Origin of the sequence: Rhodococcus sp. 27YEA6, assembly GCF_044908235.1 — a bacterium.
Taxonomy (GTDB): Bacteria; Actinomycetota; Actinomycetes; order Mycobacteriales; family Mycobacteriaceae; genus Rhodococcus_F; species Rhodococcus_F qingshengii.
This window is the reverse complement of record NZ_JBIYCY010000011.1, coordinates 150,250-173,931: the sequence shown is the minus strand read 5'-3', so window position 1 is coordinate 173,931 and position 23,682 is coordinate 150,250. Positions and strand designations below refer to the sequence as shown.

At 61.8% G+C, this 23,682-nt stretch carries 21 protein-coding genes; 9 read left to right on the top strand and 12 right to left on the bottom strand.

What is annotated here, in order from left to right; genetic code table 11:
- Window positions 1-342: HNH endonuclease signature motif containing protein (locus ABH939_RS24450; protein WP_404650271.1), on the top strand; the 342-nt coding region annotated here is incomplete at its 5' end.
- Window positions 343-439: 97 nt separating this feature from the next.
- Here the strand turns inward: ABH939_RS24450 and ABH939_RS24445 are convergent.
- The 5 genes from ABH939_RS24445 to ABH939_RS24425 form a co-directional block, all read right to left on the bottom strand.
- The gene (locus tag ABH939_RS24445; protein ID WP_063315534.1) at window positions 440-1,729 is read right to left on the bottom strand and encodes a CdaR family transcriptional regulator; all 1,290 of its coding nucleotides are present in this window, start codon (window positions 1,727-1,729) and stop codon (window positions 440-442) included.
- A 35-nt stretch (window positions 1,730-1,764) separates the two neighbouring features.
- The gene (locus tag ABH939_RS24440) at window positions 1,765-3,198 is read right to left on the bottom strand and encodes an NAD(P)/FAD-dependent oxidoreductase (RefSeq protein ID WP_338926480.1); all 1,434 of its coding nucleotides are present in this window, start codon (window positions 3,196-3,198) and stop codon (window positions 1,765-1,767) included.
- Window positions 3,195-5,042 carry a DUF3556 domain-containing protein gene (locus tag ABH939_RS24435; RefSeq protein WP_338926482.1) on the bottom strand — a complete coding sequence of 616 codons (1,848 nt, stop codon included), beginning with the start codon at window positions 5,040-5,042 and terminating at the stop codon, window positions 3,195-3,197. The genes ABH939_RS24440 and ABH939_RS24435 overlap by 4 nt, the downstream gene beginning before the upstream one ends.
- An 85-nt stretch (window positions 5,043-5,127) precedes the next feature.
- Window positions 5,128-6,600 carry a class I adenylate-forming enzyme family protein gene (locus ABH939_RS24430; protein ID WP_054826947.1) on the bottom strand — a complete coding sequence of 491 codons (1,473 nt, stop codon included), beginning with the start codon at window positions 6,598-6,600 and terminating at the stop codon, window positions 5,128-5,130.
- Between the two features lie 132 nt (window positions 6,601-6,732).
- Window positions 6,733-7,626: a LysR family transcriptional regulator ArgP gene (locus tag ABH939_RS24425; RefSeq protein WP_064075025.1), complete on the bottom strand. Its 894-nt coding sequence runs from the start codon at window positions 7,624-7,626 to the stop codon at window positions 6,733-6,735.
- Window positions 7,627-7,701: 75 nt separating this feature from the next.
- Here ABH939_RS24425 and ABH939_RS24420 point away from each other — a divergent pair, with 75 nt between their 5' ends.
- Complete coding sequence (locus tag ABH939_RS24420) at window positions 7,702-8,322, top strand: LysE/ArgO family amino acid transporter (RefSeq protein WP_064075026.1); 621 nt, start codon at window positions 7,702-7,704, stop codon at window positions 8,320-8,322.
- A gap of 114 nt (window positions 8,323-8,436) precedes the next feature.
- Window positions 8,437-9,759 carry a ClC family H(+)/Cl(-) exchange transporter gene (locus ABH939_RS24415; protein WP_338926488.1) on the top strand — a complete coding sequence of 441 codons (1,323 nt, stop codon included), beginning with the start codon at window positions 8,437-8,439 and terminating at the stop codon, window positions 9,757-9,759.
- A gap of 43 nt (window positions 9,760-9,802) precedes the next feature.
- On the opposite strand, the gene ABH939_RS24410 is transcribed toward ABH939_RS24415, so the two are convergent.
- The 4 genes from ABH939_RS24410 to ABH939_RS24395 all read right to left on the bottom strand — a co-directional run bounded on the left by ABH939_RS24410 (window position 9,803) and on the right by ABH939_RS24395 (window position 14,453).
- Complete coding sequence (locus tag ABH939_RS24410; protein WP_007730547.1) at window positions 9,803-10,672, bottom strand: TIGR03619 family F420-dependent LLM class oxidoreductase; 870 nt, start codon at window positions 10,670-10,672, stop codon at window positions 9,803-9,805.
- A gap of 322 nt (window positions 10,673-10,994) precedes the next feature.
- A complete protein-coding gene (locus tag ABH939_RS24405; RefSeq protein ID WP_007730544.1) occupies window positions 10,995-12,185 on the bottom strand; it encodes a 4-hydroxybenzoate 3-monooxygenase in 1,191 nt (396 codons plus the stop codon).
- 98 nt (window positions 12,186-12,283) lie between these two features.
- On the bottom strand, window positions 12,284-13,036 hold the full coding sequence (locus tag ABH939_RS24400; protein WP_003943227.1) for an IclR family transcriptional regulator: 753 nt from the start codon (window positions 13,034-13,036) through the stop codon (window positions 12,284-12,286).
- A gap of 49 nt (window positions 13,037-13,085) precedes the next feature.
- Window positions 13,086-14,453, bottom strand: a complete 1,368-nt coding sequence (locus tag ABH939_RS24395; protein ID WP_003942969.1) for an NAD(P)/FAD-dependent oxidoreductase — start codon at window positions 14,451-14,453, stop codon at window positions 13,086-13,088.
- Between the two features lie 124 nt (window positions 14,454-14,577).
- On the opposite strand from ABH939_RS24395, the gene ABH939_RS24390 reads away from it, so the two are divergent.
- From ABH939_RS24390 to ABH939_RS24380, 3 genes are all read left to right on the top strand, one after another.
- Window positions 14,578-15,468, top strand: coding sequence for a LysR family transcriptional regulator (locus ABH939_RS24390; RefSeq protein ID WP_003943104.1), 891 nt, complete (start codon window positions 14,578-14,580; stop codon window positions 15,466-15,468).
- Window positions 15,469-15,561: 93 nt separating this feature from the next.
- The gene (locus tag ABH939_RS24385; protein WP_047269441.1) at window positions 15,562-17,025 is read left to right on the top strand and encodes a benzaldehyde dehydrogenase; all 1,464 of its coding nucleotides are present in this window, start codon (window positions 15,562-15,564) and stop codon (window positions 17,023-17,025) included.
- A gap of 154 nt (window positions 17,026-17,179) precedes the next feature.
- On the top strand, window positions 17,180-18,676 hold the full coding sequence (locus tag ABH939_RS24380; protein ID WP_404650270.1) for an MFS transporter: 1,497 nt from the start codon (window positions 17,180-17,182) through the stop codon (window positions 18,674-18,676).
- 27 nt (window positions 18,677-18,703) lie between these two features.
- Here ABH939_RS24380 and ABH939_RS24375 read toward each other — a convergent pair whose 3' ends face one another.
- Window positions 18,704-19,567: an SDR family NAD(P)-dependent oxidoreductase gene (locus ABH939_RS24375; RefSeq protein ID WP_007730535.1), complete on the bottom strand. Its 864-nt coding sequence runs from the start codon at window positions 19,565-19,567 to the stop codon at window positions 18,704-18,706.
- 47 nt (window positions 19,568-19,614) lie between these two features.
- Window positions 19,615-20,502 (bottom strand): SDR family NAD(P)-dependent oxidoreductase, encoded by an 888-nt coding sequence (locus tag ABH939_RS24370; RefSeq protein WP_042921616.1) that lies wholly within the window; start codon window positions 20,500-20,502, stop codon window positions 19,615-19,617.
- Window positions 20,503-20,743: 241 nt separating this feature from the next.
- Here ABH939_RS24370 and ABH939_RS24365 point away from each other — a divergent pair, with 241 nt between their 5' ends.
- Entirely contained in the window at window positions 20,744-21,091 is a 348-nt protein-coding gene (locus ABH939_RS24365) for a hypothetical protein (RefSeq protein ID WP_007730530.1), read from the top strand.
- Entirely contained in the window at window positions 21,084-21,734 is a 651-nt protein-coding gene (locus tag ABH939_RS24360; protein WP_404650269.1) for a Dabb family protein, read from the top strand. Before ABH939_RS24365 ends, ABH939_RS24360 begins: the two co-directional genes overlap by 8 nt.
- Window positions 21,735-21,739: 5 nt before the next feature.
- Here ABH939_RS24360 and ABH939_RS24355 read toward each other — a convergent pair whose 3' ends face one another.
- Window positions 21,740-22,666 carry an alpha/beta hydrolase gene (locus ABH939_RS24355; protein WP_007730522.1) on the bottom strand — a complete coding sequence of 309 codons (927 nt, stop codon included), beginning with the start codon at window positions 22,664-22,666 and terminating at the stop codon, window positions 21,740-21,742.
- A gap of 280 nt (window positions 22,667-22,946) precedes the next feature.
- Here ABH939_RS24355 and ABH939_RS24350 point away from each other — a divergent pair, with 280 nt between their 5' ends.
- Window positions 22,947-23,669 carry an IclR family transcriptional regulator gene (locus ABH939_RS24350; RefSeq protein WP_007730520.1) on the top strand — a complete coding sequence of 241 codons (723 nt, stop codon included), beginning with the start codon at window positions 22,947-22,949 and terminating at the stop codon, window positions 23,667-23,669.
- Window positions 23,670-23,682 lie beyond the last annotated feature (13 nt).

Genomic DNA, 23,682 nt, shown 5'->3' with positions numbered 1-23,682 from the left:
GGCGCACCGCTCGATGCGAAACCCGGAAAACGATTGGTCACCCCCGAACAGCGAGTGGCGTTGATCGCCCGAGACAGGGGCTGCGCGTTCCCGGGCTGCACATGTGTACCGGCCTGGACGGATGCGCACCATATCCGGCACTGGGCGAACGGCGGCCCGACGGTGATGAACAATCTGGTGCTGCTGTGCCGTTCACATCACCGACTGATGCACCGGAAATCCGGGTTCGTCGGCAAATGGGAAATCCGAATCGGCGCCGACAACAAACCCTGGTTCGTCCCGCCGCCCTCGATCGACCCCGGACAGCAACCCAGGCCGGCGAACACCACCTTCAAAACCTGAGGGGTCAAACCTCTTTGGCGACAACAGAACACGGCCAGGCTCCGCATCGGACATCAAAACCCGATACGGAGCCCACAGGCCGTGGCGCGTCCACAACTCACGACGATTTGGCCGGGCGCAAGACCGATCTACCCAACAACTCACAAACCTGCAGGGCCAGAGCAAGATCCAACTTGTCTCGGCCGGCAGCAACTGGATCGCCGAGCGCCTTGTTGATGCGATACTTCACCGTATTCCGGTGCAGATTCATGTGATTGGCAGTGTGCAGATGACTTTCACCATGTGCAAAGTACACACTCAACGTCGTCCGCAAGGATGCAGCAGAGGGCGTATCTTCCGCCAACGGGCCAAGCACCTCCCAGACCCATGACTTCGTCGAATCGATGTTCTCGGACAGAAGTGAAACCACAGCGACGCCGCGGTCTCCGAAGCTCACCACAGGTCGCTGCGGTGTATCCGGGACGGCAGCAACCGAATAGGCGGCGGTTGCCTGTTCGTGGGACCGCTTGAAACCGTCGACCCCTGACCCCGGCAGTCCGATTGCCACCCGCGCCCCGCCGTCCAACGGCACTGCCGCCGCGAGAACCTCCGGATCCGGCGCAGGCACCCGGCGACCGAACGGCAGCCACGCCCACACCGTGCGTCGATCGATGGCGGTGATGATCGGCGGCTTGTCCGCTCCCGCCGCTGCGCCGAGATCACGTACGAGTCGGTCCAGCGTATTGATGCCCATGACGTCGGCATCCCACGTCGACCAGACCACCAGGGCGACGTGGTTCTGACCCAGGCGGTACCCGGTCTCCGCTTCGAAAGCAGCGGTATCTGCGTTGGTGCCGGACAGGAGGGCGTGGATTGCGGCGGAATGGAGGTTTCCCTGCGCTGCCATCCATCGACTGCGTTCCCGCTCGTACGCGTCGAAGACGTAGAGCGTGATCCAGTCGATGTAGCTGTAGACCACGTCCGAAGTGTGTTTCAGGACAGCCAAAGTGAGTCGCGCCGGAATATCCAGTGTGCTGATCTCGTCGTGGCAGATCCGCATCAGATCGCCTTGGCCCATGTGATAGGCCCGGACAAGGGAGTTGGACGGGACATCCCGCTGCGCCAGACGCAGAGCGTATTCCACTGCAGCAGTGGTGGGTTGGAGATGATCGATCGGAATGTCGTTGGCCAATACGTGGATGATCGTCGTGATGTTTCCCTGCACGCTGGCCTCGAGCATTTCGAGCAATTTGGCGTCTGCATCCAATTGGTCGATTTCGTGAGCCATCATGAAGGCCATCTCACGCGCGATGTCGGCGCTGCGCTCGTCGAGTCGTCGTGCCAACTCGGCAACCACCGCAAGCACTTCCGGCTCCGCGGCTGCAGGCACTCGGGCGAGGCGCCGCATCGCACCGGCGCCTCGTTCCTTGTGCGATGGACTACTCACAGAACTTCCGCACCCTTTCGTCGCAGGTACTTCAGAGCCGATTCGGCTGCGTTGTACCCGCACATTCCATGTGCTCCGGCACCCGGCGGGGTCGAGGCCGAGCACAGGTAAGTGCCCGCGATCCCCGTGCTGTACGGATCGACTGCGACGCGCGGACGCAAGACAACCTGCAGTTCGGTGTTGGCACCTCCGATGATGTCGCCGCCTACCTGATTCGGATTGTCCTCTGCCAGGTCAGCTGTACCACTGCTCGACGTCGCGACGATCTGCTCCCGGAATCCTGGCGCAAACCTCTCGATCTGACGGATGATCGCCTCCGTAGCGTCGCCGGCGTAACCGTGAGGCACGTGCGCATAGGCATACAGCGGATGAACGTTCCCGGCAGATCGGGTGGGATCAGCCAGGTATTGCTGACCTAGGAGCACGAACGGCCGGTCCGGCATACGGCCTGAATTCGTCTCACGCTCAGCGGCCACGATTTCGTCGAAACCACCTGCCAGATGGACAGTTCCGGCCCGAGCACAGTCCGGATTGGTCCACGGCACATGACCTTCGATCGCAAAATCGACCTTGAATGCTCCGGGAGCCTGCTTGAACTTTCGATAGGCCCTCGCCACTCGGCCAGGGAGTCGATCGCCCAGAATTTCGAGCGCACCCCCCGGATTGACATCCAGCAGAACAACATCGGCGTCCGGAATCTCGGAGGCCGTACGAACCCGAACGCCGGTGTCGATCTTGCCGCCGTGATCGAGGAGCATCGCAGCCATCGCGTCGGTGATCGACCGCGAACCTCCCTCTGCAACCGGCCAACCGTAGCGGTGACCAGCAGCAGTGATCATCAATCCCACCGCCGAGGTGGCCGGACGATTGAGTGGATAGAAGGCGTGCGCGGCAACCCCGCCGAACAGCGCCTTCCCCTTGTCGGTCTTCCACAACTTCGCGGTCACCGTTGCCGGAAGCAGCGCTCGCGGACCGAAAGCTGCGAGCCGCAGCGGATGCCGCGGGACATTGACGATCGGGCGCATCAGATCGGACGCCAATGCATCGAATCCCGTCGACAAGTCACCGAACATGCGTTGCCATCGAGGTCCGTCCGCGCCGAGTCCCGCCGCCGTCTGCTCCAGCGAGCGGTACAGAACACCGGCGTCCCCGTTGTCGAGCGGATGCGCGCAGTCCACCTCTGCCCATCTCCAGATCAGCCCGTATCGCTCGAGGTCCAGCTTGGACAGGTACGGCGAGCCGATACCCATCGGGTGAAACGCCGAGCAGTGATCATGGATCAACCCCGGCACGTCGATCGGACCGGAGCGGGTGCCTCCGCCGATCTGGTCGGCAGCCTCGAGCACCTGCACGTCCACACCGCTACGTGCGAGGTGTACCGCGGCAGCGAGCCCATTGGGCCCGCTGCCGACGACTACGGCCTTTGTCACTTACTCACCTCTTGCTCGCTACCGCTGACCCTCGTACGCATCTTCGGCTCGGAGACAACCTGCGGATCCGTTGCCGCGCGGCCGGCCCGTACGTCCAGTGTCCACTGAACGTCGAACGGAATGGGCCCGTTCGGCAACCACGGCTGTTCGGCAACTGCGTCGGCGACCTTGAAAGTACCCCGTTCGATGACGCCGAGAGCGGCGTCAATCACCTGGTACTCCTGCGTTCCCTTGTGGATGGGCTGCGATTCGATCCAGGTCACCAGGAACTCACCGGGCGCGAAATTGCAGCGACGCTGAATGGCGGCAATCAACTTCGCGTCGTGCAGGTGCCCGTCACCGAAGTTGAAGGCGACGATGGAGTTGCACATGAACTCCGCTTCCCGCAGTGAGTACGTGTTGATGTCGTCGCCGAGGTGCCTGATCATCAGAGAGAACAGCGCACGCCCCTGGCTGTGCATGGAACGCCAGCCCAACAGCTGATGCAGAACGACATCGGACACATCTTCGGGGTACATCGTCATCAACTGATTGCGCGTATCCGGCGACGGACGCTTGATGAACTGGTCGATCTTGGCTTCAGCGCCCGGCGCGAATGCCCACGTCGCGGATGCCCAGTTGCCGGCGTACTGACGCATCGACGGCAGGAAGGACACCAGATCCGGTCGAAGGTTTCCGAGAATGGGGAAGAAGGCAAGGGCTGCAACAATTCCCGCGGTAATCCACGGTGAGGACATGGCGCCGAGTCCGTAGCCGTCCCATGCCGGGAATCCCAGGAACAGGAAGACCGAGGCGTAGGCGAACAGAAGATTCCATTCGAGTGGGACGGCAAGCGGGAAGGTCGACGCGATGAACAGATGGAATCCGACCATGAGGATCACGGCGAGGATCGTGAGGGTCTTGTTCGTCGAGAACAGCAGTATCAACGGGGTGACGATTTCGACCATCGTTCCGGCCACGTGTGCGACGCCGCCGCCCAGGTGTGAAGGCCGCAGATCCTCCGGGAAATTCCGGTAGTGGGCGCGCTTGATCTTCTTCGACGGGATCCACGGGGTATTGCTGAGCATCGGAGGAACCACCAGCGAGAAATGGCGACCGAACTTCGAGACACCGGCACCGATCCACACCATGACGATCAGCAGTTTGAGCGCCAGGATCATGTCGACGAACGGCAGGAATGTGAAGAAGAAGATCGCCGGCAGGTACTGCTCACTACGGGCAGCGATGAAGGGCACCTTGTCCCGCAACCCGAGAATCACCATGAGTACCAGGAAGGAGTACAAGACCGTCGGGCGCACCAGTCCGGCATTGTCAGCGATTGCCGAATCGATTCCTGTGGTGTGAACACCGGGGAGAACAGCGGCAACAAGGAGATTGGCGACTGCGGCGGCATAGATGAAGACGTCGAACACCGTGCGGGTGTCACCCGAGGTGAGCGGCACTTTGCCCGGCCACGGTGGCAGACGAATCGTGCCGGGGCGGAGCCAGTAGAGAACTCCACCGGTCATCGGCTTGAAGTGGCCGGCGAGCGGTCCCCAGGATCCTGCCAAGCCCAGCATCTCGAGCATCATCGTCCAGATGATGAGTTTCTGGTAGACGATCGGCTGGTTCCACCACGATCCGATGTCGAACCACGAGAGGCCGGAAGTCAAAGTGGCAACGGCTGTTCCAGCTGCCAGGTAGAGGAACAACAGTTTCATGATGTAGACGGTGTGGACCATCTTCGGCGTACCGAAGCCGTAATCCACCCAGTGCGTGGACATGTCACGCAGACGCTCGAGAAACGGCTTGTCCATGAACGTTGCCGGATCGACGGGAGGGAAGTTTCCTTCTTTGAATCCCATGATGTGCTCCTGAAATACGGAATGTGGGCATGACGGATCGACTCGACGGACGTCGTCGAGCTGTGCTGGTATTACGGGGAAGTGACTAGTGAGCGGGAGTTGCGCTCAAAGCTCGTCTCATTCCAGGTTTGTCGATCTTGCCCACCGGGTTTCGGGGAAGCGCATCGACGACGTAGATCGCCACTGGCACCTTTACTCGGGTGAGCAAGGCCGTGACATGTTCGAGCAGTTCGTCTTCGGTGACGGGTGCATCGGGGTAGGCAACGACATAGGCAACTGGCACCTCTCCGTAGACCTGGTGCGGAGCGCCGATGACGGCTGCCTCGAGCACGGAAGGATGTGTAGCGAGCGAATTTTCGATCTCCTTGGGGTAGATGTTCTCTCCCCCACGGATGATCATGTCCTTGATGCGATCGACCAGGGTCAGGTAGCCGTCCTCGTCGAGGACTCCGACGTCACCGGTATGCAACCAACCATCCTTGACGGTCTTCGCAGTTTCCTCCGGCTTACCCAGATAGCCACGCATCACGTTGCCACCCTTGATGACCACCTCTCCGGCAGTCCCGGCGGGCGCAAAGGTTCCGTCCTCGGCAAGAATGGAAATCTGCTGGCCGGGCAACGCCGGGCCGACCGTACCGAGTTTGCGCACGCCGTCCACAGGATTGCAGGCCGACGCACAGGTCCCCTCGGTGAGTCCGTAACCTTCCACGATCACGAAACCGAAACGCTGCTCAGCGCGTTCGAGGAGTTCCTTGCTGATCGGCGCCGCACCGCACACGGCAAACCTCAAGGACGACGTGTCGATCGAAGGGTCTTCCGGCTGTGAGGTCAGCATCGCGTAGATTGCCGGCACCGCCGAGAAATACGTGGGGCGAAGCCGCGCGACGTCGTCGAAGAATCTCGAAACCGAGAACTTCCCGGTGACACTCACCTGTCCGCCGACAAGTAAGGGCGTCAAGACGCTGACGCAGATCGCGTTGACATGGAACAGCGGCAGAATCAGCAGGCAGTGATCCGCGCCGGTAACACCGATGTTCTTGCCCATCGACGAAGCCATGAACTGCAGGTTGGCATGAGTCAGCATCACTCCCTTGGGCCGTCCGGTGGAGCCGCTGGTGTAGATGAGCAACGCCAGATCGTCTGCTGCAACATCGATTCCGGGTCGGGGATCGGTCGGCGGCACTGTCGCCAGATCCTCGACGGCCAGCACTGCTCGGCCGCCCGAGGGTGCGTCGGCAGTGGCGGTGATGACCAACTCGGCCCCGGAGTCCGCGATCTGGTAGTCCGCTTCGTTCGCGGTGAACATCGGATTGATGGGTGTAGCCGCAGCACCGATGCGCCAGGCAGCCATGATCGCGATCAGCAACTCGACGCGATTGGGCAGCATGATCGCCACCACGTCACCGAGGCCGATTCCGAGTCCGGCCAATTGCGCGGCAACAGCTTCCGTGCGATCTGCGAACTCTTCATACGTGAGTTCGACGTGGTCGTCCCGCAAGCACGGCTTCTGCCCGTACTTCTCTGCAAGATCCCAAGCCAGATATCCGATGTTCGCCACGAGAGTCAGCACCTTTCATTCGTGTGTGACTCAAAACACTATCGGCGTCCTGCGGCCGAAGAAACGGTCCCAGGGGATCAACTTGTCCAGGTTCTTTGTTCCCTGAGCACAACACCACACGTACGGTATGCATCAGTTCGACGGCTGATGCAACACCTCGTGGGCGCGTCTGGTCACCACCTCGGAGATCCGGCGCAAGACAGGTGACGACAGTTTCCACTGCTGCCAGTACAGCGGAACGTCGTCCACGAAGTCCGGATCGAATCCGATCAGCACGCCGGAGCGATCGTCGTCGCCGCGCTGCAGGTCCGGTATCAATCCCCAGCCGTATCCCCGCCTGACGGCGTCCGCGAAGTCTGCCGATGAAGGAACAAGATGACGGGGCGGATCGGCGGGGTGGCCGACCTTTTGATCGAGGTAGCGATCCTGCAGTAGATCCTTGCGATTGAACACAACCAGCGGCGCCTCCGAAAGGGATTCGGCCGTGACACCGTCTGCGAACCAACGACGGCAGAACTCTGCACTCGCCATCGGCCGATACCGCATGATGCCCAACCGACTGGAGGTACACCCTTGAATCGGTGACGCAACAGACGTGACGGCAGCCATGACCGAACCGTCGCGCAGCAGTTCGGTGGTGTGGTCTTGATCGTCGAGATGAAAATCGAAACTGACTTCTTGCGTGAACTCCGCGAGGGCCCCGAGAACCCAGGTGGACAGCGAATCGGCATTGACCGCGATCGAGACACGCGCAAACATCCCTGAACCATTTTCAAGGCCGAGCTCTCGCACGGTGTCACGCGACAAAGCGTCTATCTGACGTGCAAGACGCAGGACTTCTCTCCCGGAATCGGTGACCTGGATGGGTTTGGTGCGCTGCACCAGGATCCGGCCAACCGAGGTCTCGAGACCTTTGATTCGTTGGCTGACCGCCGAAGGCGTGATGTGTAGTTTCCGCGCCGCCGCCTCGAAGGTTCCCTCGTCGACCGCGGCGTGCAATGCCCTCAGTTGCTCGAAATCCAACATAATCTGAAGCTACTCTGATGTGTCCTTAGAATCATTAGCTGGACTGAATGATATCTGCGCGGCAGGCTCGACAACATGCTCAGCACCAACGACCCTGCGTCGGCCCTCGTCGGTTTCGGAGTCGGACTGTCATTGATCGTCGCAATCGGCGCCCAGAATGCGTTTGTTCTTCGCCAAGGTCTGACGCGCTCGCACGTACTCCCGATCGTCGCAGTGTGCGCGTTGTCAGACGCAATTCTGATCCTCGCGGGCGTCGGCGGAATCGGGACCCTCCTCGAACACGCACCGTCGATGATCACGTTCGTTCGTATCGCCGGCGCCGTTTTCCTCCTCAGCTATGCGATCTTCGCCGCCAAGCGGGCACTTCACCCCCAGACGTTGGCACCGGATCGACATGGCAACGGGTCGAGGATTGCCGCCGTCACGATGGCACTGGCCCTCACCTGGCTCAATCCACACGTGTACCTCGACACCGTCGTGCTCATGGGTTCTATCGCCAACGGTCGCGGCGAGATCGGACGTTGGTGGTTTGCAGCCGGTGCCATCACGGCAAGTGCGGTCTGGTTCGGCGCCCTCGGTTACGGCGCACGTCTGCTGACGCCGCTTTTTGCGAAACCCAACGCGTGGCGGGTTCTCGATGCTCTGATCGCCGTGATGATGGCAGTTCTCGGAATCAGCCTGCTTGTCGAATTGTGACCAGGCTGCACAACCTCGATCCGACCCTGCGGGTAGCGCGATGGGTTACCGTCCAAGGTGAGGAAGCTCAATTCACCTGTCGCGAGTTGTGACCATCAGGTAGGGCTGATCACGATGACCGAGGACGATGGCGGCACCGAACCGCGGGACTCCCTCCGCGGACTGGGTTTGCTGTGTCTACTCGCTGCGGTCGCCGGCGTCGGGGTCGGATTTGTCGGCGGCGCGTTCCGTTGGTGTCTGATCAGGGCCGACGAACTTCGTCAGGCGATCGTGAACTGGGCGCATCACGTTCCGTACGTCGGGTGGCTCGTGCCGGTCCTCCTGGTGGCCCTGTGCACGGTACTTGCCGTACTGATCGTCAGACGAGTGCCCCTCGCAAAGGGAAGCGGCATCCAGCACGTCGAGGCGGTGTCCCGCGGTGAAGCGAAACCGCCGGGAGTCAATCTCGTGCCCGCCAGATCCATCGGCGGCCTCTTGGCGATCGGCTCCGGTCTGGTTCTCGGCCGTGAAGGCCCCACCGTGCACATGGGTGCGGCGATCGGAGCAGAAGCGGGACGGCGAGCCCGCCTTACCGAACCCGACGTCGCCATGCTGCAAACATCCACGGCCGGAGCAGGACTCGCTGTCGCATTCAACGCGCCGATCGCGGGAGCACTGTTCGTCTGCGAGGAGGTGACGCACTCGTTCCGGCTGCGCACCGTGCTGCCAACGCTTTTCGGTGTTTCAGTGGCGGTGGGCTGTGCACGGATCGTCATCGGTGATCAACCCGATTTCGAGGTCGGCACCGTCCCGACACCGCAACTCGCATTCTTGCCACTGTTCGTCGTCTTCGGAATCCTCACGGGGCTACTGGGTATTGCGTACAACCGCCTGATTCTAGGACTACTCGACATCGTGGCACGGCTCGACAAGATCCCACCGACTGTCATCGGCGCAACGATCGGCGCCGTCATCGGCCTGACGCTGTTCCTCGACCCGTTGGCCAGTGGGGGCGGCGACGTTCTTGCACAGATGATCGTCGGCGGAAGGACCTTCGTACTGCCGATCCTGCTGCTGTACTTGGTGGTTCGGTTCTTCACCGGCCCGCTCTCGTATGCCGCTGGAACTCCCGGCGGACTGTTCGCTCCCTTACTCGCTCTCGGCGCGCTCTGGGGGTCGATCTTCACCGGACTGTCGAGCTTCGTGCCCGGAGTGGACGCCGGGCTCACGGTCACCATGGCCACCGTCGGTATGGCGGCCTTCTTCGGCGCCGTAGTACGCGCACCGTTCACCGGCATCGTGATCGTGGTCGAAATGACCGCGGTGACGTCGACGCTGGTCCCGATGCTCGCTGCCACTGCGGCAGCGGTATTCGTCACCACGTCGGCAGGGTCGGCACCTATCTACGACAGTCTGCGCGAACGGATGTTGGAGCCGCAACGCCCGCATACGGATTGATCCCCGCACACGGGTCATTGCAGCACGGGTGCGCTACGTGAATTCAGAATTTGCAGATGACTTCCTCGGAGAACCTGCGTACCGCATCTTTCTTCGCTTCCAGGTCGCAGTCGAACCCGAGGCCGTACATGGCCCAAGGAATGACGATCGATTCCGTCACTCCGCTATCGGCCAGTTCCAGGGAGCCGTCGAGACCGAAGCGATCGGCGCAGACGGCCTGAATTTCGAACGGGGACTCGGCGCGCCCGTACTCGACCCGCAGGACGCCGATCCTCGCGATGAGAGCTTGCAGATCAGCGAAAGAGACTGTAGCCGAGGTCCAACCGTCACCCACTCGCGCTGCACGGCGCAATGCGGCCGCGGAATGTCCTCCGATGTAGATGGGGACGGGATCGATCGGCGCCGGGCTCATCTGCAGCCTGTCGAAGTCGAAGAACTTGCCGTGATGTTCGACCATACCGCCGCCTAGAACCAGTCGCAGTACCTCGAGCATCTCGTCGACTCGCGGGCCTCGATCCTTGGGGGAAGCGCCGCACCACTCGAATTCCTCTGGCGCCCAGCCCACACCGACCCCGAGACCGAAGCGGCCTCCTGTCAGATTCGCGACCGACCCCACCTGGCTTGCCAGCAGCAGAGGATTGCGTGAGCTGAGCTCGAGCACCTGCGGATAAAAGCGAATCTTCGACGTTCCGGGTCCCATGAAGGCCGCGGCAATCATGGGGTCTACAAATGGTGTCTTCGCGTCCCACATCCGCACACCGTCAGCGGTATACGGATACCCGGTAGCGCCCCGCTCGGGAAAGAACAGTGAGTCGGGCATCGTGATCGAAGAAAAGCCGCATTCTTCGGCCACTTTCGCAAGTGCAACGAGTTGAGAGAGGGGAATCATCGCCACGGCGAGGCTGAACTTCATCGGAAGATCCCTCTGTTCAGTTGACCGGAGCGACTGAAGTGCCTCGATGAGCTCGAAGTCGGTTCGCACCGATCGGCTTGGGAGACAGTGGATCCTGAACAGTCACTTCTTGCAACGCTCAGTCATACGACAACTCCCCCGCAGTGCGGTCGAAGCATCAGCCACCCTCGGTTGGACAAGGACGTGTTCGAGGTTACAAAGCTCCCGCTACTTCGGCTCGGCGGCTTCCCGCCAGGCGGACACATACCAAGAACTTCGGGGTCCTGGTGACACCTGGCACCCCACTCCCCCTGATTTCGCACCGTGCAACCTGCGAATCGGCCTACTGATGCAAGGGAGTTCCGACGTAGTTCTCGGCGATCAGCGTTCGTCCCGCCACGGAACGCGTGACCATGTCCAACTCGGCCAACTGTCGGCGATGCCCGAAACCGCTGTCGTCTGGCAAGCGATGGAGCATCGACGACATCCACCACGAGAAGTGCTGCGTCCGCCACACACGCGGCAACACCGTTTCGGTGTACCCGTCCAGCATCTTTCGGTCGGACGAGGTGAAGAAACCGTCCATTGCCTTCGCCAGTGCGTAGACGTCGGCGATCGCGAGATTCATTCCCTTCGCGCCGGTCGGCGGCACGGTGTGCGCCGCATCCCCTGCAAGAAACAGGTTGCCGTGCTGCATCGGCTCACACACGAAGCTGCGGAACTGGAGGATCGACTTCTGAAAGATCCTGCCGTCCTTGATCTCCGCCCCCTCACCGTCGACGCGCATGTGCAGCTCGTCCCAGATTCGATCGTCGGACCAGTTGTCCACGGAGTCGTCCGGATCGACCTGAAGGTAATGACGCTGTACCTCGGGCGTCCGTGTGCTGATCAGTGCAAACCCGCGCTCATGGTTGGCATAGATCAGTTCTTCGGACGACGGCGGCGCCTCGGCCAGGATGCCGAACCACGCGAAGGGATACTGGCGGAAATGATCCGTTCGGATCGACGGTTCGGGAATCAGCTTTCGCGTTCCGGTGCGTGAACCGTCGCAACCGGCCACCAGGGCGCACTCGAGCTTCTGATCATTTCCGTCCGAGTCGACAAAAGTGATACTCGGGCGATCCGATTCGTGATCGTGTACTTGCGCGTCGGACACTCCGAATCGAATGTCCCCGCCGTCAGCGAGACGCCGCGCGATCAGATCCTTGAGCACCTCGTGTTGCGGATACACCGTGACTGCTCGCCCGTCGGTCAGTTCGTCGAACGCGATTCGGTGCCCTCGTCCACCGAATCGCAACTCGATTCCGTGATGTTCGAGGCCCTCCCGCTTCAGTCGATCACCGAGTCCGGTCTCGACCATGAGATCAACCGTGTTCTGTTCGAGCACCCCGGCACGAATGGTGCCTTCTACCTCTTCGCGGGTGCGGCATTCCAGGACAACCGAATCGATTCCCTTCAGATGCAACAGATGCGAGAGCATCAACCCGGCGGGACCACCACCGACGATTCCGACCTGGGTGCGTGAAGAAGACATACAGAGAGCTCCTGAGGTGAGTGACGATTGAGACCACCCTCGACCACGATCACTCCTCTGAACAGCTGCAATTTCACTCAGTGAAAGACCGAAACGAGCTATCGAAACCCACCGCTACCAAGCCCGCGTGATATTCCACGGGCGGCCGCGACCAACGCGGGCAGTAAAGGAGCTGGATCCTGCTCCACCGGAACAACTGTCGAGACCGCTGCCACGACACTGCCCCCGGCTTCGCGGACAGGAGCGGCGACGGCAAGGGTTCCGACGTTCAGATACTCACGACAGACCACGAATCCGGCGCGCCTGATCTCGTCGAGAGTTGCTCGCAAAATCCGCTCGGAAGTAATGGTTTTGGGAGTGAACGACTCGAGGCCGGCGCGAAGGACGTCGTCGAGAAGCTCGGTTCCGCCGTGCGCGAGGAGAATCAATCCACCGCTGGACGCGTGCAACGGCAATCTTCCGCCGGCACGGCCGACCACGGTGACGGCGCTACGCGAGGACAAGCGCTCGAGGTACAGAGCCTCGGTGCCCTCACGAACGACCAACTGCACGTTCTCTCGGGTGACCTCGTACAGGTCCTCGAGGAACGGCAACGCCACCTGCCGTAGGCCGTGAGCGCCGGGAGCAAGAGCGCCGATCTCCCACAACCGGACTCCGACCTGGTACTTGCCGTCACTCCGACGCTCGAGTGCGCCCTCAGCCACCAACTGCCCACACAGTCGGTGGACGGTGGGCAGAGGCAAACCGCTGCGACGACTGATCTCCGACTGCGTCAACCGCGGCGATTTCGCGTCGAAGGCACCGAGCACGATAAATGCCCGGCCGATCAACGAACGCTCGCCTGATGCCATTCACACAGTGTGACTGACATCAGGCGAAACGTGTTCAGGCGGTGCGGAGCTACGCGGAGTGCGCCAATTCCGGTTCGCGTTCGGTCACCGGCGGCGTGGCCTCGATCTTCATCGGCTCCTGCGCGTAGTGGAAGTGCGGACGACGGTGACCGATGAACGAACCGAACCACGACATCACAGCGACATACCGGTTGCGGAAGCCCACCAGATACATCACGTGCACGGCCAGCCACATGAACCAGGCGATCGTGCCCTTGAACTCGACCTTGCGGACGCGACACACAGCGCTGAATCGGCTGATGATCGACATGCTGCCCTTGTCGAAGTATTTGAAAGGCGTTCCGGCCTTGACCTTTCCGTTCACAGTCTTCGCTGCGTGACGGCCACCCTGCATTGCAACGGGCGACTGACCCGGCAGACCGTTCAGCGAAGTCATGTCGCCGATGGCAAAGACGTTGGCGAACCCGCCGACGGTCAAGTCCGGATTGATGAGCAGACGACCTGCACGGTCACTCTCACAACCGGTCGCCTCGCCGAGCACTGCGGCGAAGTCGTTGGCTCGAACACCGGCCGACCAGATGACGGTCTCGGCGTCGATGCGCTTCTCTTCCTTGGTCTTTGCCGAAGAGACGGTGACACCGTGCTCGTCGATGGCGGTGACCATGGTGTTGAGAACAACCTCGACACCCGACTTCTCGAGCGAGGCCTGTGTGTACTCACTGAGCTTGCCGCCGAAGGCCGGAAGCGCAACGCCCGCGCCCTCGACCATGGTGACCGTGACCTCGTCGGCGCTGATGTTGTTGATGGACTTGGCGAAGTAGCGACGCGCCAGTTCCTTGATCTGTCCGGCGAGCTCGACGCCGGTCGCGCCTGCACCGACGACAACGAAGCTGAGCAGGTTGCGGCGAACCAGCGCGTCGTTGGTGGTGTGAGCCTCTTCGAAGCAACGCAGGATCTGCTTACGCAGGACCTCGGCATCCTCGACGGTCTTGAGCTTGTAGGTGACCTTTTCGAACTCGTCATGACCGAAGTACGCCTGGGTGGCACCGGTGGCTGCGATGAGCGAGCGGTATCCGAGAGTGTGGCGGGTGCCCGAAGCCTCGTAGACGACGGTGTTCTCTTCGGCGTTGACCTCGACGACGCGACCGAGACGCACGTCGGCGTTGGGGTACTTCTGCAGGATCGTGCGGATGGGCGGAGCAACTTCGCCTGCCGACAGAACACCAGTCGCCACCTGGTAGAGCAGCGGCTGGAAGAGGTGCTCGGTGGTGGCGGAGATGAGGACGAACGGCGTCTTGGACTTCGCGAGGGTCTTGGCCGCGGCGAGGGCTCCGAATCCCGAACCGACGATGACTACCTGAGTCTGCTCGTGTCCAGTCGCGTCGATGTCAGCGCGACCCGCAGCTGTTCTATCCACAACAAATCTCCTCAACCAAATTGAAAGTATGACTATTACGGTATGGACTGATCATGGGTCGGGTCCAGCTAGCTGGAGTATTCGCAAGACTGTTATCTCGATTGCTCATAAGTAAGCTGTCCTCATGGACTTCCGCCAACTCAAGTACTTCCTCGTCGTGAGCGAGGAACTGAGCTTCAGTCGCGCTGCCGAGCGCTGCTTCATCTCGCAGTCGGCGATCAGCCATCAGGTCGCCCGACTGGAGAAGGAGCTTGGCGCGACACTCTTCGAACGCTCGACCCGAGCCGTTCGCCTTGCCCCGGCAGGATCGCGACTCGTGCCCATCGCGCAGCAAGTCCTCAGCCTCGAAACGATGGCCTACTCCGTCGCACGCGACCCACGAGCCCGGATCCGGATCACCGGAAACATGAGCTTCGCCGCTCAGACGCTGGACGCCATCGCACACGTGCGCGAACTTCATCCGGACCTGGACGTCGAGTTCGTCATCAAGAGTTTTGCCCACCGCATGGACGCCGTGGCCTCCGGCGACGCCGACATCGCGCTGATTCGCGGCGGCGTCGACCGCCCCGGACTCGAACCCTTGGACCTCGGCGTCGAAGATCTACTGGTCGTCATGTCGAGCCGGCACCCCCTGGCCGGCCAACAAAGCGTCGACCTCAATGATCTGGCGGCATACCCCCTGCTCCTGCCGCCGCGCCAAAGCCAGGTGCTCATTCACAAGGTGGTCGAGGACGCGTTCCGCGAGATAGATCGACGCGTCCAACTGGGCCCTGCAATTCCGAGCGATCACACAGCCACGCTGGACGTGATCACCAACCCGCGCGCCTGGACCCTCCTGTATTCGATCACCGCAGGCGAATCTCCACGCGCCGGCATCAGCTTCATGCGAGAATCGCACGGCCGCTTGCGGATTCCCGTCTCGGGAGTGACCCGCAGCGGCGCCACCCACTCGACCGAGTTCGCCGATCTGATCCAAGCGCTCAAGGACGCCATGAATCCGTCTTTCACTGAGTGAAAGTGCGATGGCGATCGACTCCCCTCACGGAGCAACGTGGTCCACAACCATGTGATGCGGCGCGCGGTTGCATCCCTTTACCGAGGAGCGGCCATGACGCGTTTGCTGAGCGAACCTGTGTGGGAATCGAAGATCTTCGACGGCGAATGGGTTCGCGGTAGCGCCGACGATCGTATTGTCGTCGAGCCGGCCACCGGCAAGCAGTTGACGACGGTCGGCATGGCAACACCAGACGACGTGGCAGCCGCTGCAACAAAAGCTACTGCCGCTCAGAAGGATTGGGCAGCAAGGCCGTACACCGAACGAGCCGCCGTTCTACGCCGCGCCGGTCAACTGTTCGAGCGGTACGCCGACGAAATCGGCGAATGGGTAATCCGCGAGGCCGGCAGCATTCCCGCCAAAGCCGGACTGGAAACCCACACCGCTGCCGAAGAGTGCTACAACGCAGCAGCTTTGGCCGCACACCCCGTCGGCGAGGTGCTGCGCTCGGAGCAACCGCGGCTGAGCTTCTCTCGTCGCGTCCCCGTCGGCACCGTCGGCGTCATCGCACCGTTCAACTTCCCGATCATTCTGTCGATCCGTGCAGTCGCTCCCGCACTGGCACTGGGCAATTCGGTGATCCTCAAGCCTGATCCGCGCACGGCGATCTGTGGCGGTGTGGTTCTTGCCCGCATCTTCGAAGAAGCCGGTCTGCCTGCCGGAGTGTTCGGCATGCTGCCGGGTGGCGCTGACGCCGGTGAGGCAATCGTGGTTCATCCGAGCGTTCGCGTCATCGCATTCACCGGGTCGACCCGGGCAGGACGCGCTGTCGGTGAACTGGCGGGCCGCCATCTCAAACGAGCACACCTCGAACTCGGGGGAAACAACGCACTGATCGTCATGGACGACGTCGACCTCGAAAAGGCCGCATCTGTAGGCGCTTTCGGATCCTTCATGCACCAGGGGCAGATCTGCATGACCACCGGCCGCCAGCTCGTCCACGAAAGCATCGCCGCCGACTACACCGCACTCCTTGCCGAACGCGCCGACAAGCTTCCGGTAGGCGACCCGTTCACCGGTCAGGTCGCACTCGGACCCATCATCGACTCCGGACAACGCGACCACATCCACTCCCTGGTCACCGGAAGCATCGCGGCCGGAGCAAAACTGGCAGCCGGTGGCACCTACGAGGATCTCTTCTACCGGCCCACCGTGCTGGCCGACACCCCACTGACCGCCCCGGCCTTCGCCGACGAAGTCTTCGGGCCAGTCGCACCGGTCACCTCCTTCGCCACCGTCGAACAGGCCGTCGCCATAGCCAACGATTCCGAGTACGGACTGTCACTGGGCATTCTGACCTCCGACGCCATGCGCGGACTCGAACTCGCTCAACAAATCCCCACCGGCCTCGTACACATCAACGATCAGACCGTCGGCGACGAAGCAGTCATCCCGTTCGGCGGCATGGCGTCTTCGGGTAACGGTGGCCGCGTCGGCGGTATCGGCGCAAACCTCGACGCCTTCACCGAAACGCAGTGGGTGACTGCGCAGAGCGCACTCCCGGTCTACCCCTTCTAGTCCGGAACACGCCGAGTTGGTCCTGAATACACCGAACTGACCCCAGGGGCTCACTGACCAGCATTGACGGGATCGATCTCGCGGACTTACCATCCAGAGAAAATTACTTCGGCACATTAAGCAATTTCTCTTGTAATTCCCGAGAAGGACCCACTTGACGAATTCAGTGACGACCGACAGCGCTGCGCAGCCAACGGTCCACGACACCCCGGATGTATCCGTCGTAACATCGCCGCGCCGCGAGGCCGTCATCATCGGGGCGCTCAGCCTGGCCGCGATGATCGTCTCGATGATGCAGACACTGCCCGTCCCGATTTTGGGGCGTATTCAGTCCGATCTGGGCGCATCCGCGGCCGGCATCAGTTGGGTGACGACGGCGACGTTGCTGTCGGCCGCCGTTTTCACTCCCCTGTTGGGCCGCTACGGCGATCAGCACGGCAAGAAGCGCACGCTGGTCGGCGTTCTGGTCGTCATGGTCATCGGTTCGATCGTCGCCGCACTGGCACACAATCTGCCACTTCTCATCCTCGGACGCGTCCTCCAGGGGACCGCCACCGCCATCTTCCCGCTGGCTCTGTCGGTCCTGCGCGAAGAGGTCCGCCCACACAAGCTTCCCGGCGCGATGGCATTGGTCAGCGGAACTCTCGCATTCGGCAGCGGGCTCGCCCTCGTGGCCACCGGACTTCTCACATCGGCTCCGGATGCCGACTACCGCAACGCCTTCTGGATGGCCACCGGGTTCGCGTTGCTTGCCCTCGTCGCCGTCATCACGCTGGTTCCGGCAACCAAGCACAAGAGCGGCGGGCGCGTCGACGTCATCGGCGCGCTGAGCCTGGGCGCTGCACTCCTTCTGCTCCTGTTGTCGATTTCGCAAGGCCACCAATGGGGTTGGTTCTCACCCGTGACCATCGGTGTTTTCCTGGGCTCGATCGTGATGTTCGCAGTCTGGGTCTGGATCGAGAAGATCGTCGACGAACCACTGGTCGACATGCGAATGTTCGTCCACCGGCCCGTGATGATGGCGAATCTGGCGGGGGTCATGCTGGGCTTCGGAATGTTCGCCAACTTCCTGGGCATCTCCTATCTCGTGCAGCTTCCCCACGCCCTCACGGGATACGGATTCGACGCCAGCATTCTGCGTGCGTCGGTGGAATTCCTGCTGCCGGGTGCGATTGCCTCGCTGATCGCAGCACCGATCGGTGGGCGGCTCATCAGAGTGCGTGGGCCACGCTTCGTCCTGGGACTCACCGCCATCTGTGGTGCGGTGCCGTTCGCCTGGCTCGCGTACGACCACACGCACACCGCGTCGGTCATCGGTGCCGGCATCGTGATCGGCGCCGCCGTGAGCCTGGGCTACGCGGCCATGCCCGCGATCATCATGTCGAGCGTTCCGCGACACCAGAGTGGAATAGCCAACGGCATCAACTCGATCTCCCGTTCCACCGGCAGCGCCATGGGCAGTGCAGTGGTGACTACGATTCTCGCCTCGATGACCATCGCGAACCTGCCAGAGGGCGTATCCGTTCTGCCCAGCGAATCCGCCTTCACCGTCACCTTCGTCACTGCCGCCGTAGCTTTCGCTCTGGTCGGCCTGGTGGGTTGGTCAGGCCTCCCCAAGAGTGCGTCGACGTCTGTCAACGGCAGCGCGTGAACAGGCCTGCTCCGAACAGCTCCGCATTCACGAGATGCCCATGCGTGTGAGCATTGTGCGAGGATCGGCGGGAGGTAGCAGGTCTCGAAGCTGAGCGGCTCGGCGGTCGGTGAACTGCCGACACGCGTCGTCGTCGGAGAACACCCAGAAGTCCCCACGCGCTATTGCTTCGGTCATGTGCTCGGCGGCATCGAGCGGGTCGAGTCCGGATTCGACGTTCGCCTGTTGCATTGCATCGAAGACAGCGTTTGCCGTGACGTTCGTAGTCGGCGCGTCACGCTGGGCCGCACGAAAGATCTCACTCCGGATCGAGTGTGGAACAACAGCACTGACCTGAATCGGAGAGTCGACCAACGACAGATCTTGGTGCAAGCTCTCGGTCATCGCCAGCACCGCGAACTTACTGACGATGTACGGTCCTTGCACCGCGGCGCTGTTGATCCCGCCGACAGAAGACAGATTGGCCACACATGCCGGCTTACCCACCTTCAACATCAATGGCACGAAAGCACGAAGGCAATAGAAGACGCCGTCGACGTTGATCTCCATCAACCGTCTCCACCGCGCACCACTGACTTCCCACAGCAACCCGGCCGTCTCCACTCCGGCATTGTTGACCAGCAACTCGACGCTGCCGTGACGATCGAACACATTGTCCGCCATCCTCTTCACGGCATCGGCATCCGCTACGTCCACCCCATGGACGTCAGCTCTCCCACCGGCCGCGCGAATGTCCTCGGCGACGAGCGACGCACGCTCCTCGTCGATGTCGGCAACGACCACCGTCATTCCCAGCCGCGCAAGGTGACGGGCGAACCCTGCACCGATACCGGCCCCCGCACCGGTCACGACGGCCGTGCCGGTACCGAACCGGCGTTCAGCGTGGGACATCTCCACTCCTCGGGTTGTGTCGCCGAAACTATTGCTCGACAAAGACTTCAGATTCCTTCGGGCAGAATGTTGGGATTGCACCACGTCGGTGGCTCACGTCTGGGCATCAGCCCTTGCCCATCGAGCGCCTTCACGACCAGATCCTGATACCAGGGAAAATGAAGACTGAAGGCTACAAGGCCGGTCCGCTCGGCCGCGGGAAGAGAACACATGGCCAGTACCGTCTCGGCAAGATACTCGACGGGCTCGGTTTCGTATCCATCCGGAATGAGTGCGTCGGCGCCGGGAGTCGAGATCGCAGTGGAAGGCCCCACCGAGTTGACCGCGATATTATCGTCCAGCACCTCCGCGGCGAGGCCCTGTGTGAACCTGTGCAGTGCTGCCTTCATCGACGCGTAAATCACGTCACCCGACGTCTTGTTGTAGTCGCGGAAGGGCCTGATCGGATTCAGTCCCGTCGAGGAACCGATGTTCACGATCCAGCCTGCGCCGCGCTCTCGCATGTAGGGGATGGCTGCCTTCGACAGGGCGAACGGCGCGCGAATGTAGTGGTCGAGGGTCCGATCGAACGTCGCCAGCGACATCTTCTCGATCGGCGCGTAGTCGGCAAACCCGGCATTGTTCACGAGGATGTCGATACCTCCGGTCCGCGAGACGACCTTCTCGATCAATCCGTCGCGAGCCTCGGAATCCTCGAGATCGGCCGGAATGGCAAGTGCACGACCGTGTTGCGACTCGATCATCTCGACGGTCTCGGACAACGTACCGCCGATGACGACATTACTGTCGGCACGGACTGCCGCGGTAGGCCGAGTCGACCGTGCGGTGACGACCACGGTTGCCCCCTCTGCCGCCAGTCGCCTGGCGATCGCCCTGCCGATGCCTCGACTGCTCCCGGTCACCAGCGCGGTCTTCCCTACCAGCGAGTGATTCAACTGCTCCTCCAAGGCTCTTCCACTTCACGACATCGAACACATGACGTATGTGTTCGACCTGAGTTCGACTGCATTTCACGCAATCGTTGTCCGCCATGTTGCATCATCCGATTCTGTTGCACAGCAACGATTCCCGCCTGACGGGAGGTGTCGAAATGCCGGGCACATGACCAAATCCGCTATCTCCCGCTGTGTGAGATCGAAAGCATCACAACGGGTTAGGGGAAAGTAATCTTCACCAATGGCAGATGAAACGCTCTACGTGATCGATCGGATAGTCACGAAACCGGGATGCGGTCGACAGTTCGTCGACGCGCTACTCGACCAGTATTTGCCGAGTGCACAGCGTCGCGGCATGACACTCGCCGACGTACTCGTCAGCCCTCCGTTGTGGTGCGATCAAGACCCGAACACCTTGACCGTCACCTGGACGGTCGACGGCACGGCCGGCTGGTGGTCGATGACGCGCCAGGGCCGCAGAGACTCCACCCTCAGGCAGTGGTGGGATGCAATGGCTCCGCTCATAATCGAACGGAGTCGCTCCATGGCCGCCGCAGCAAAGGACATCGAAGGACTGAGCAATGTATAACGTGACAAGAGTCGTGCACGCCGCCAACGGGGCGGGCGCCGACGAGTGGACCGCTGCAGTGAAGAACATTGCCGCAGTTGCCGAATCGTCGAACGCGCTGCGTCGTCTCGTCTGTACGACACTTCCCGGCGTCATCAACGGCGGAGATCTGATCGTCCATCTTCAGTTCGAAGACGAGATGGCTTGGCAGACAGCCCGAGATGCGGTCGACGACAGCCTGCGCTGCGCCGCCGTCGACCACTTCCACGGTGCCGAGTACTCGTCCGGGACCACGGGACGTTCCGGCGCCGAAGCCGCCGGTCAGGTGTACCGAGCGCTGTTCATCCGGGTATCCCTCAGCACACCCCAGGACGTACTCGAGGAATTCGAACGGGATCTGCTCAGGATGCCTACCCATATCTCGTCGATCTGCGCCTGGCGTCTCAGCCGAGTCGACGCAGCGATCGGGCACACACCATGGACTCATGTCTGGGAGCAGGAGTTCACCGACCTCGGCTCACTGCAGACCCAGTACCTCGATCATCCGATTCACTGGGCAGTGGTGGACCGGTGGTTCGACCCCGAATGTCCCGAGGCCGTGGTCCACGACAGAATCTGTCACACGTTCGGCAATCTCACCGAGAGACTCCTGACAGTGAAGTGATCTGCCTACTCGCTACCGAGCGCCTCGCGCGTCATCGCCCAAAGCTTCTGTCGCGCAGGCTCGGTCAGTGACAAAGACGGGATAGTGAGGAAGCCGTGGAACAATCCTTCGAAGCGATGATGGCGCACCGAAACGCCAGCCGTCGCGAGCATCTGCGCATACGCGTCACCTGACGAACACGGCGGATCGAGTTCGGCTGTCACGACGACAGCAGACGGAAGACCGGCGAGCGTCTCCGCACGCGTAGGAATCACACGGGCGTCGTCGCGACCTTCAGGCGCGTACTGCTGCCAGTACCATTCCATCGCTGCGGTGGTGTTGTAGTGACCCGTGCCGTAGAGCCGATACGACTCGGTTTCGAAGTCGTCGTCGATCACGGGGTAGATGAGAACCTGAAGGGCGATTTCCGGACCACCCCGATCCCGAGCGGCAATAGCCACGGTCGCCGCGAGGTTCCCTCCCGCACTGTCGCCCACAAGTGCGATTTTACCTGCGTCGGAACCGTATTCGGCAGCATGCTCGCTGGCCCACGCCACCGCGGCGTAGACGTCGTCGTGGGCTGCCGGTGCCGGATGCTCCGGCGCCAACCGATAGTCGACGGCAACCACTACTGCGCCGACTCCCTGCGCCATCGATCGACAGAATTCGTCGTGACTGTCCAGATCGCAGAACACGAAACCGCCCCCGTGAGCGAAGACCACGAGAGGAACGTCGTTCGAGGTTCCATGCGGACGAAAGACGCGAATTGCCAGATCTCCACCGGGACCGTCGATTACGTGATTCTCGACTGAAAGCATGTCGGGAAGACCCGTCAGCGGCGCACGTCGGTTCCGAATCAGAGTTCGTAGCTCCGACGGCGGGACACTGGTAACATCCGGGAATCCAGCGTTGAGGGTTGCAAGCATCGTGGTGACTTCCGCTTGAATCGTCATATCGTCTCCTGGTCTCTCAGCCCGGCGGGTGGCGCTACGTCTGCGCCGGCATCCGCGTTTGTCCACTTGGCGTGTGATCACGTCAACGTAGATCGCCCACCACCAAGCAAGGAACCCGCTCTCCCGATCAGTGGTCCGTTTCCGCCGACGAGCACCGGAGGCGTCCGATCCACAGGGTGGCCTTCTTCACAAAGCAGAAAAAACATGTCATCATTCCTAATCGAAATAGCCTTGTCCAGGGCAGTTGTCCAACTTGACTACGGGATAGCAGAGGGAACACATGTCGCTCCAGCTCGAGGTCGATCCCGCAACGCCGAACGCCTTCCTCGACCGAGTCTCTCTGCTACTGGATGCGTTCGGCGGTCGAGATCGTCTCACCCTCGCCGAGATTGTCCGACGAACCGGGCTTCCAAGGTCTTCAGCCCACCGCATACTCGACCATCTGGTCCAACTTCGGTGGCTGCACCGCAGCGGCCGCGATTACACGCTCGGGTTGCGGCTCGTGGAACTCGGCTCGTTGGCCGTGTACCAGGACAGACTTCACTCAGCTGCGCATCCGCACCTGTACGAATTGCACCGGCGTACCGGACTGATCGTCGAGATGACGATTCTCGACGGCTCAAATGTGGTGTGCCGCGCCCACATGGCAGGTCGTTTCGCCAGCATGATTCCGAATCGGATCGGTTTCAGCACGCGCGCAGACGGAACTCTCGTCGGCAGGGTCCTCCACACCTTCAACAACGAGCGAGGAGAGGCGGCCGACGAGGTCCGAAAAACCGGCGTGGGATACGGCCGTGACACGCCGATCGACGGATTCGGCACGATCGCCACTCCGATCGGCCCGATCGGCGTCGCGACCTCCGCGCTGTCGATCTGCGGACCGCTCCGACAAATGCCGCTCGACGAGCGGAACTCGCCTCTCACCGGGCTTCTTCGGGAAACAGCCGCTTCCCTGTGGCGAAATGCGGGCGTCCGGACCACCGAAAGCATGCGAGCTCAGTAGGCACGAAGACTAG

Bases quoted from the DNA above. Each gene is read 5' to 3' on its own strand.
- ABH939_RS24375 (WP_007730535.1), bottom strand. From the start codon at position 19,567: ATGTCCCACGCTGAACGCCGGTTCGGTACCGGCACGGCCGTCGTGACC.
- ABH939_RS24400 (WP_003943227.1), bottom strand. From the start codon at position 13,036: ATGGCATCAGGCGAGCGTTCGTTGATCGGCCGGGCATTTATCGTGCTC.
- ABH939_RS24360 (WP_404650269.1), top strand. From the start codon at position 21,084: ATGTATAACGTGACAAGAGTCGTGCACGCCGCCAACGGGGCGGGCGCC.
- ABH939_RS24405 (WP_007730544.1), bottom strand. From the start codon at position 12,185: ATGTCTTCTTCACGCACCCAGGTCGGAATCGTCGGTGGTGGTCCCGCC.
- ABH939_RS24435 (WP_338926482.1), bottom strand. From the start codon at position 5,042: ATGGGATTCAAAGAAGGAAACTTCCCTCCCGTCGATCCGGCAACGTTC.
- ABH939_RS24385 (WP_047269441.1), top strand. From the start codon at position 15,562: ATGACGCGTTTGCTGAGCGAACCTGTGTGGGAATCGAAGATCTTCGAC.
- ABH939_RS24445 (WP_063315534.1), bottom strand. From the start codon at position 1,729: ATGCGGCGCCTCGCCCGAGTGCCTGCAGCCGCGGAGCCGGAAGTGCTT.
- ABH939_RS24365 (WP_007730530.1), top strand. From the start codon at position 20,744: ATGGCAGATGAAACGCTCTACGTGATCGATCGGATAGTCACGAAACCG.
- ABH939_RS24355 (WP_007730522.1), bottom strand. From the start codon at position 22,666: ATGACGATTCAAGCGGAAGTCACCACGATGCTTGCAACCCTCAACGCT.
- ABH939_RS24350 (WP_007730520.1), top strand. From the start codon at position 22,947: ATGTCGCTCCAGCTCGAGGTCGATCCCGCAACGCCGAACGCCTTCCTC.
- ABH939_RS24410 (WP_007730547.1), bottom strand. From the start codon at position 10,672: ATGAAGTTCAGCCTCGCCGTGGCGATGATTCCCCTCTCTCAACTCGTT.
- ABH939_RS24390 (WP_003943104.1), top strand. From the start codon at position 14,578: ATGGACTTCCGCCAACTCAAGTACTTCCTCGTCGTGAGCGAGGAACTG.
- ABH939_RS24425 (WP_064075025.1), bottom strand. From the start codon at position 7,626: ATGTTGGATTTCGAGCAACTGAGGGCATTGCACGCCGCGGTCGACGAG.
- ABH939_RS24420 (WP_064075026.1), top strand. From the start codon at position 7,702: ATGCTCAGCACCAACGACCCTGCGTCGGCCCTCGTCGGTTTCGGAGTC.
- ABH939_RS24415 (WP_338926488.1), top strand. From the start codon at position 8,437: ATGACCGAGGACGATGGCGGCACCGAACCGCGGGACTCCCTCCGCGGA.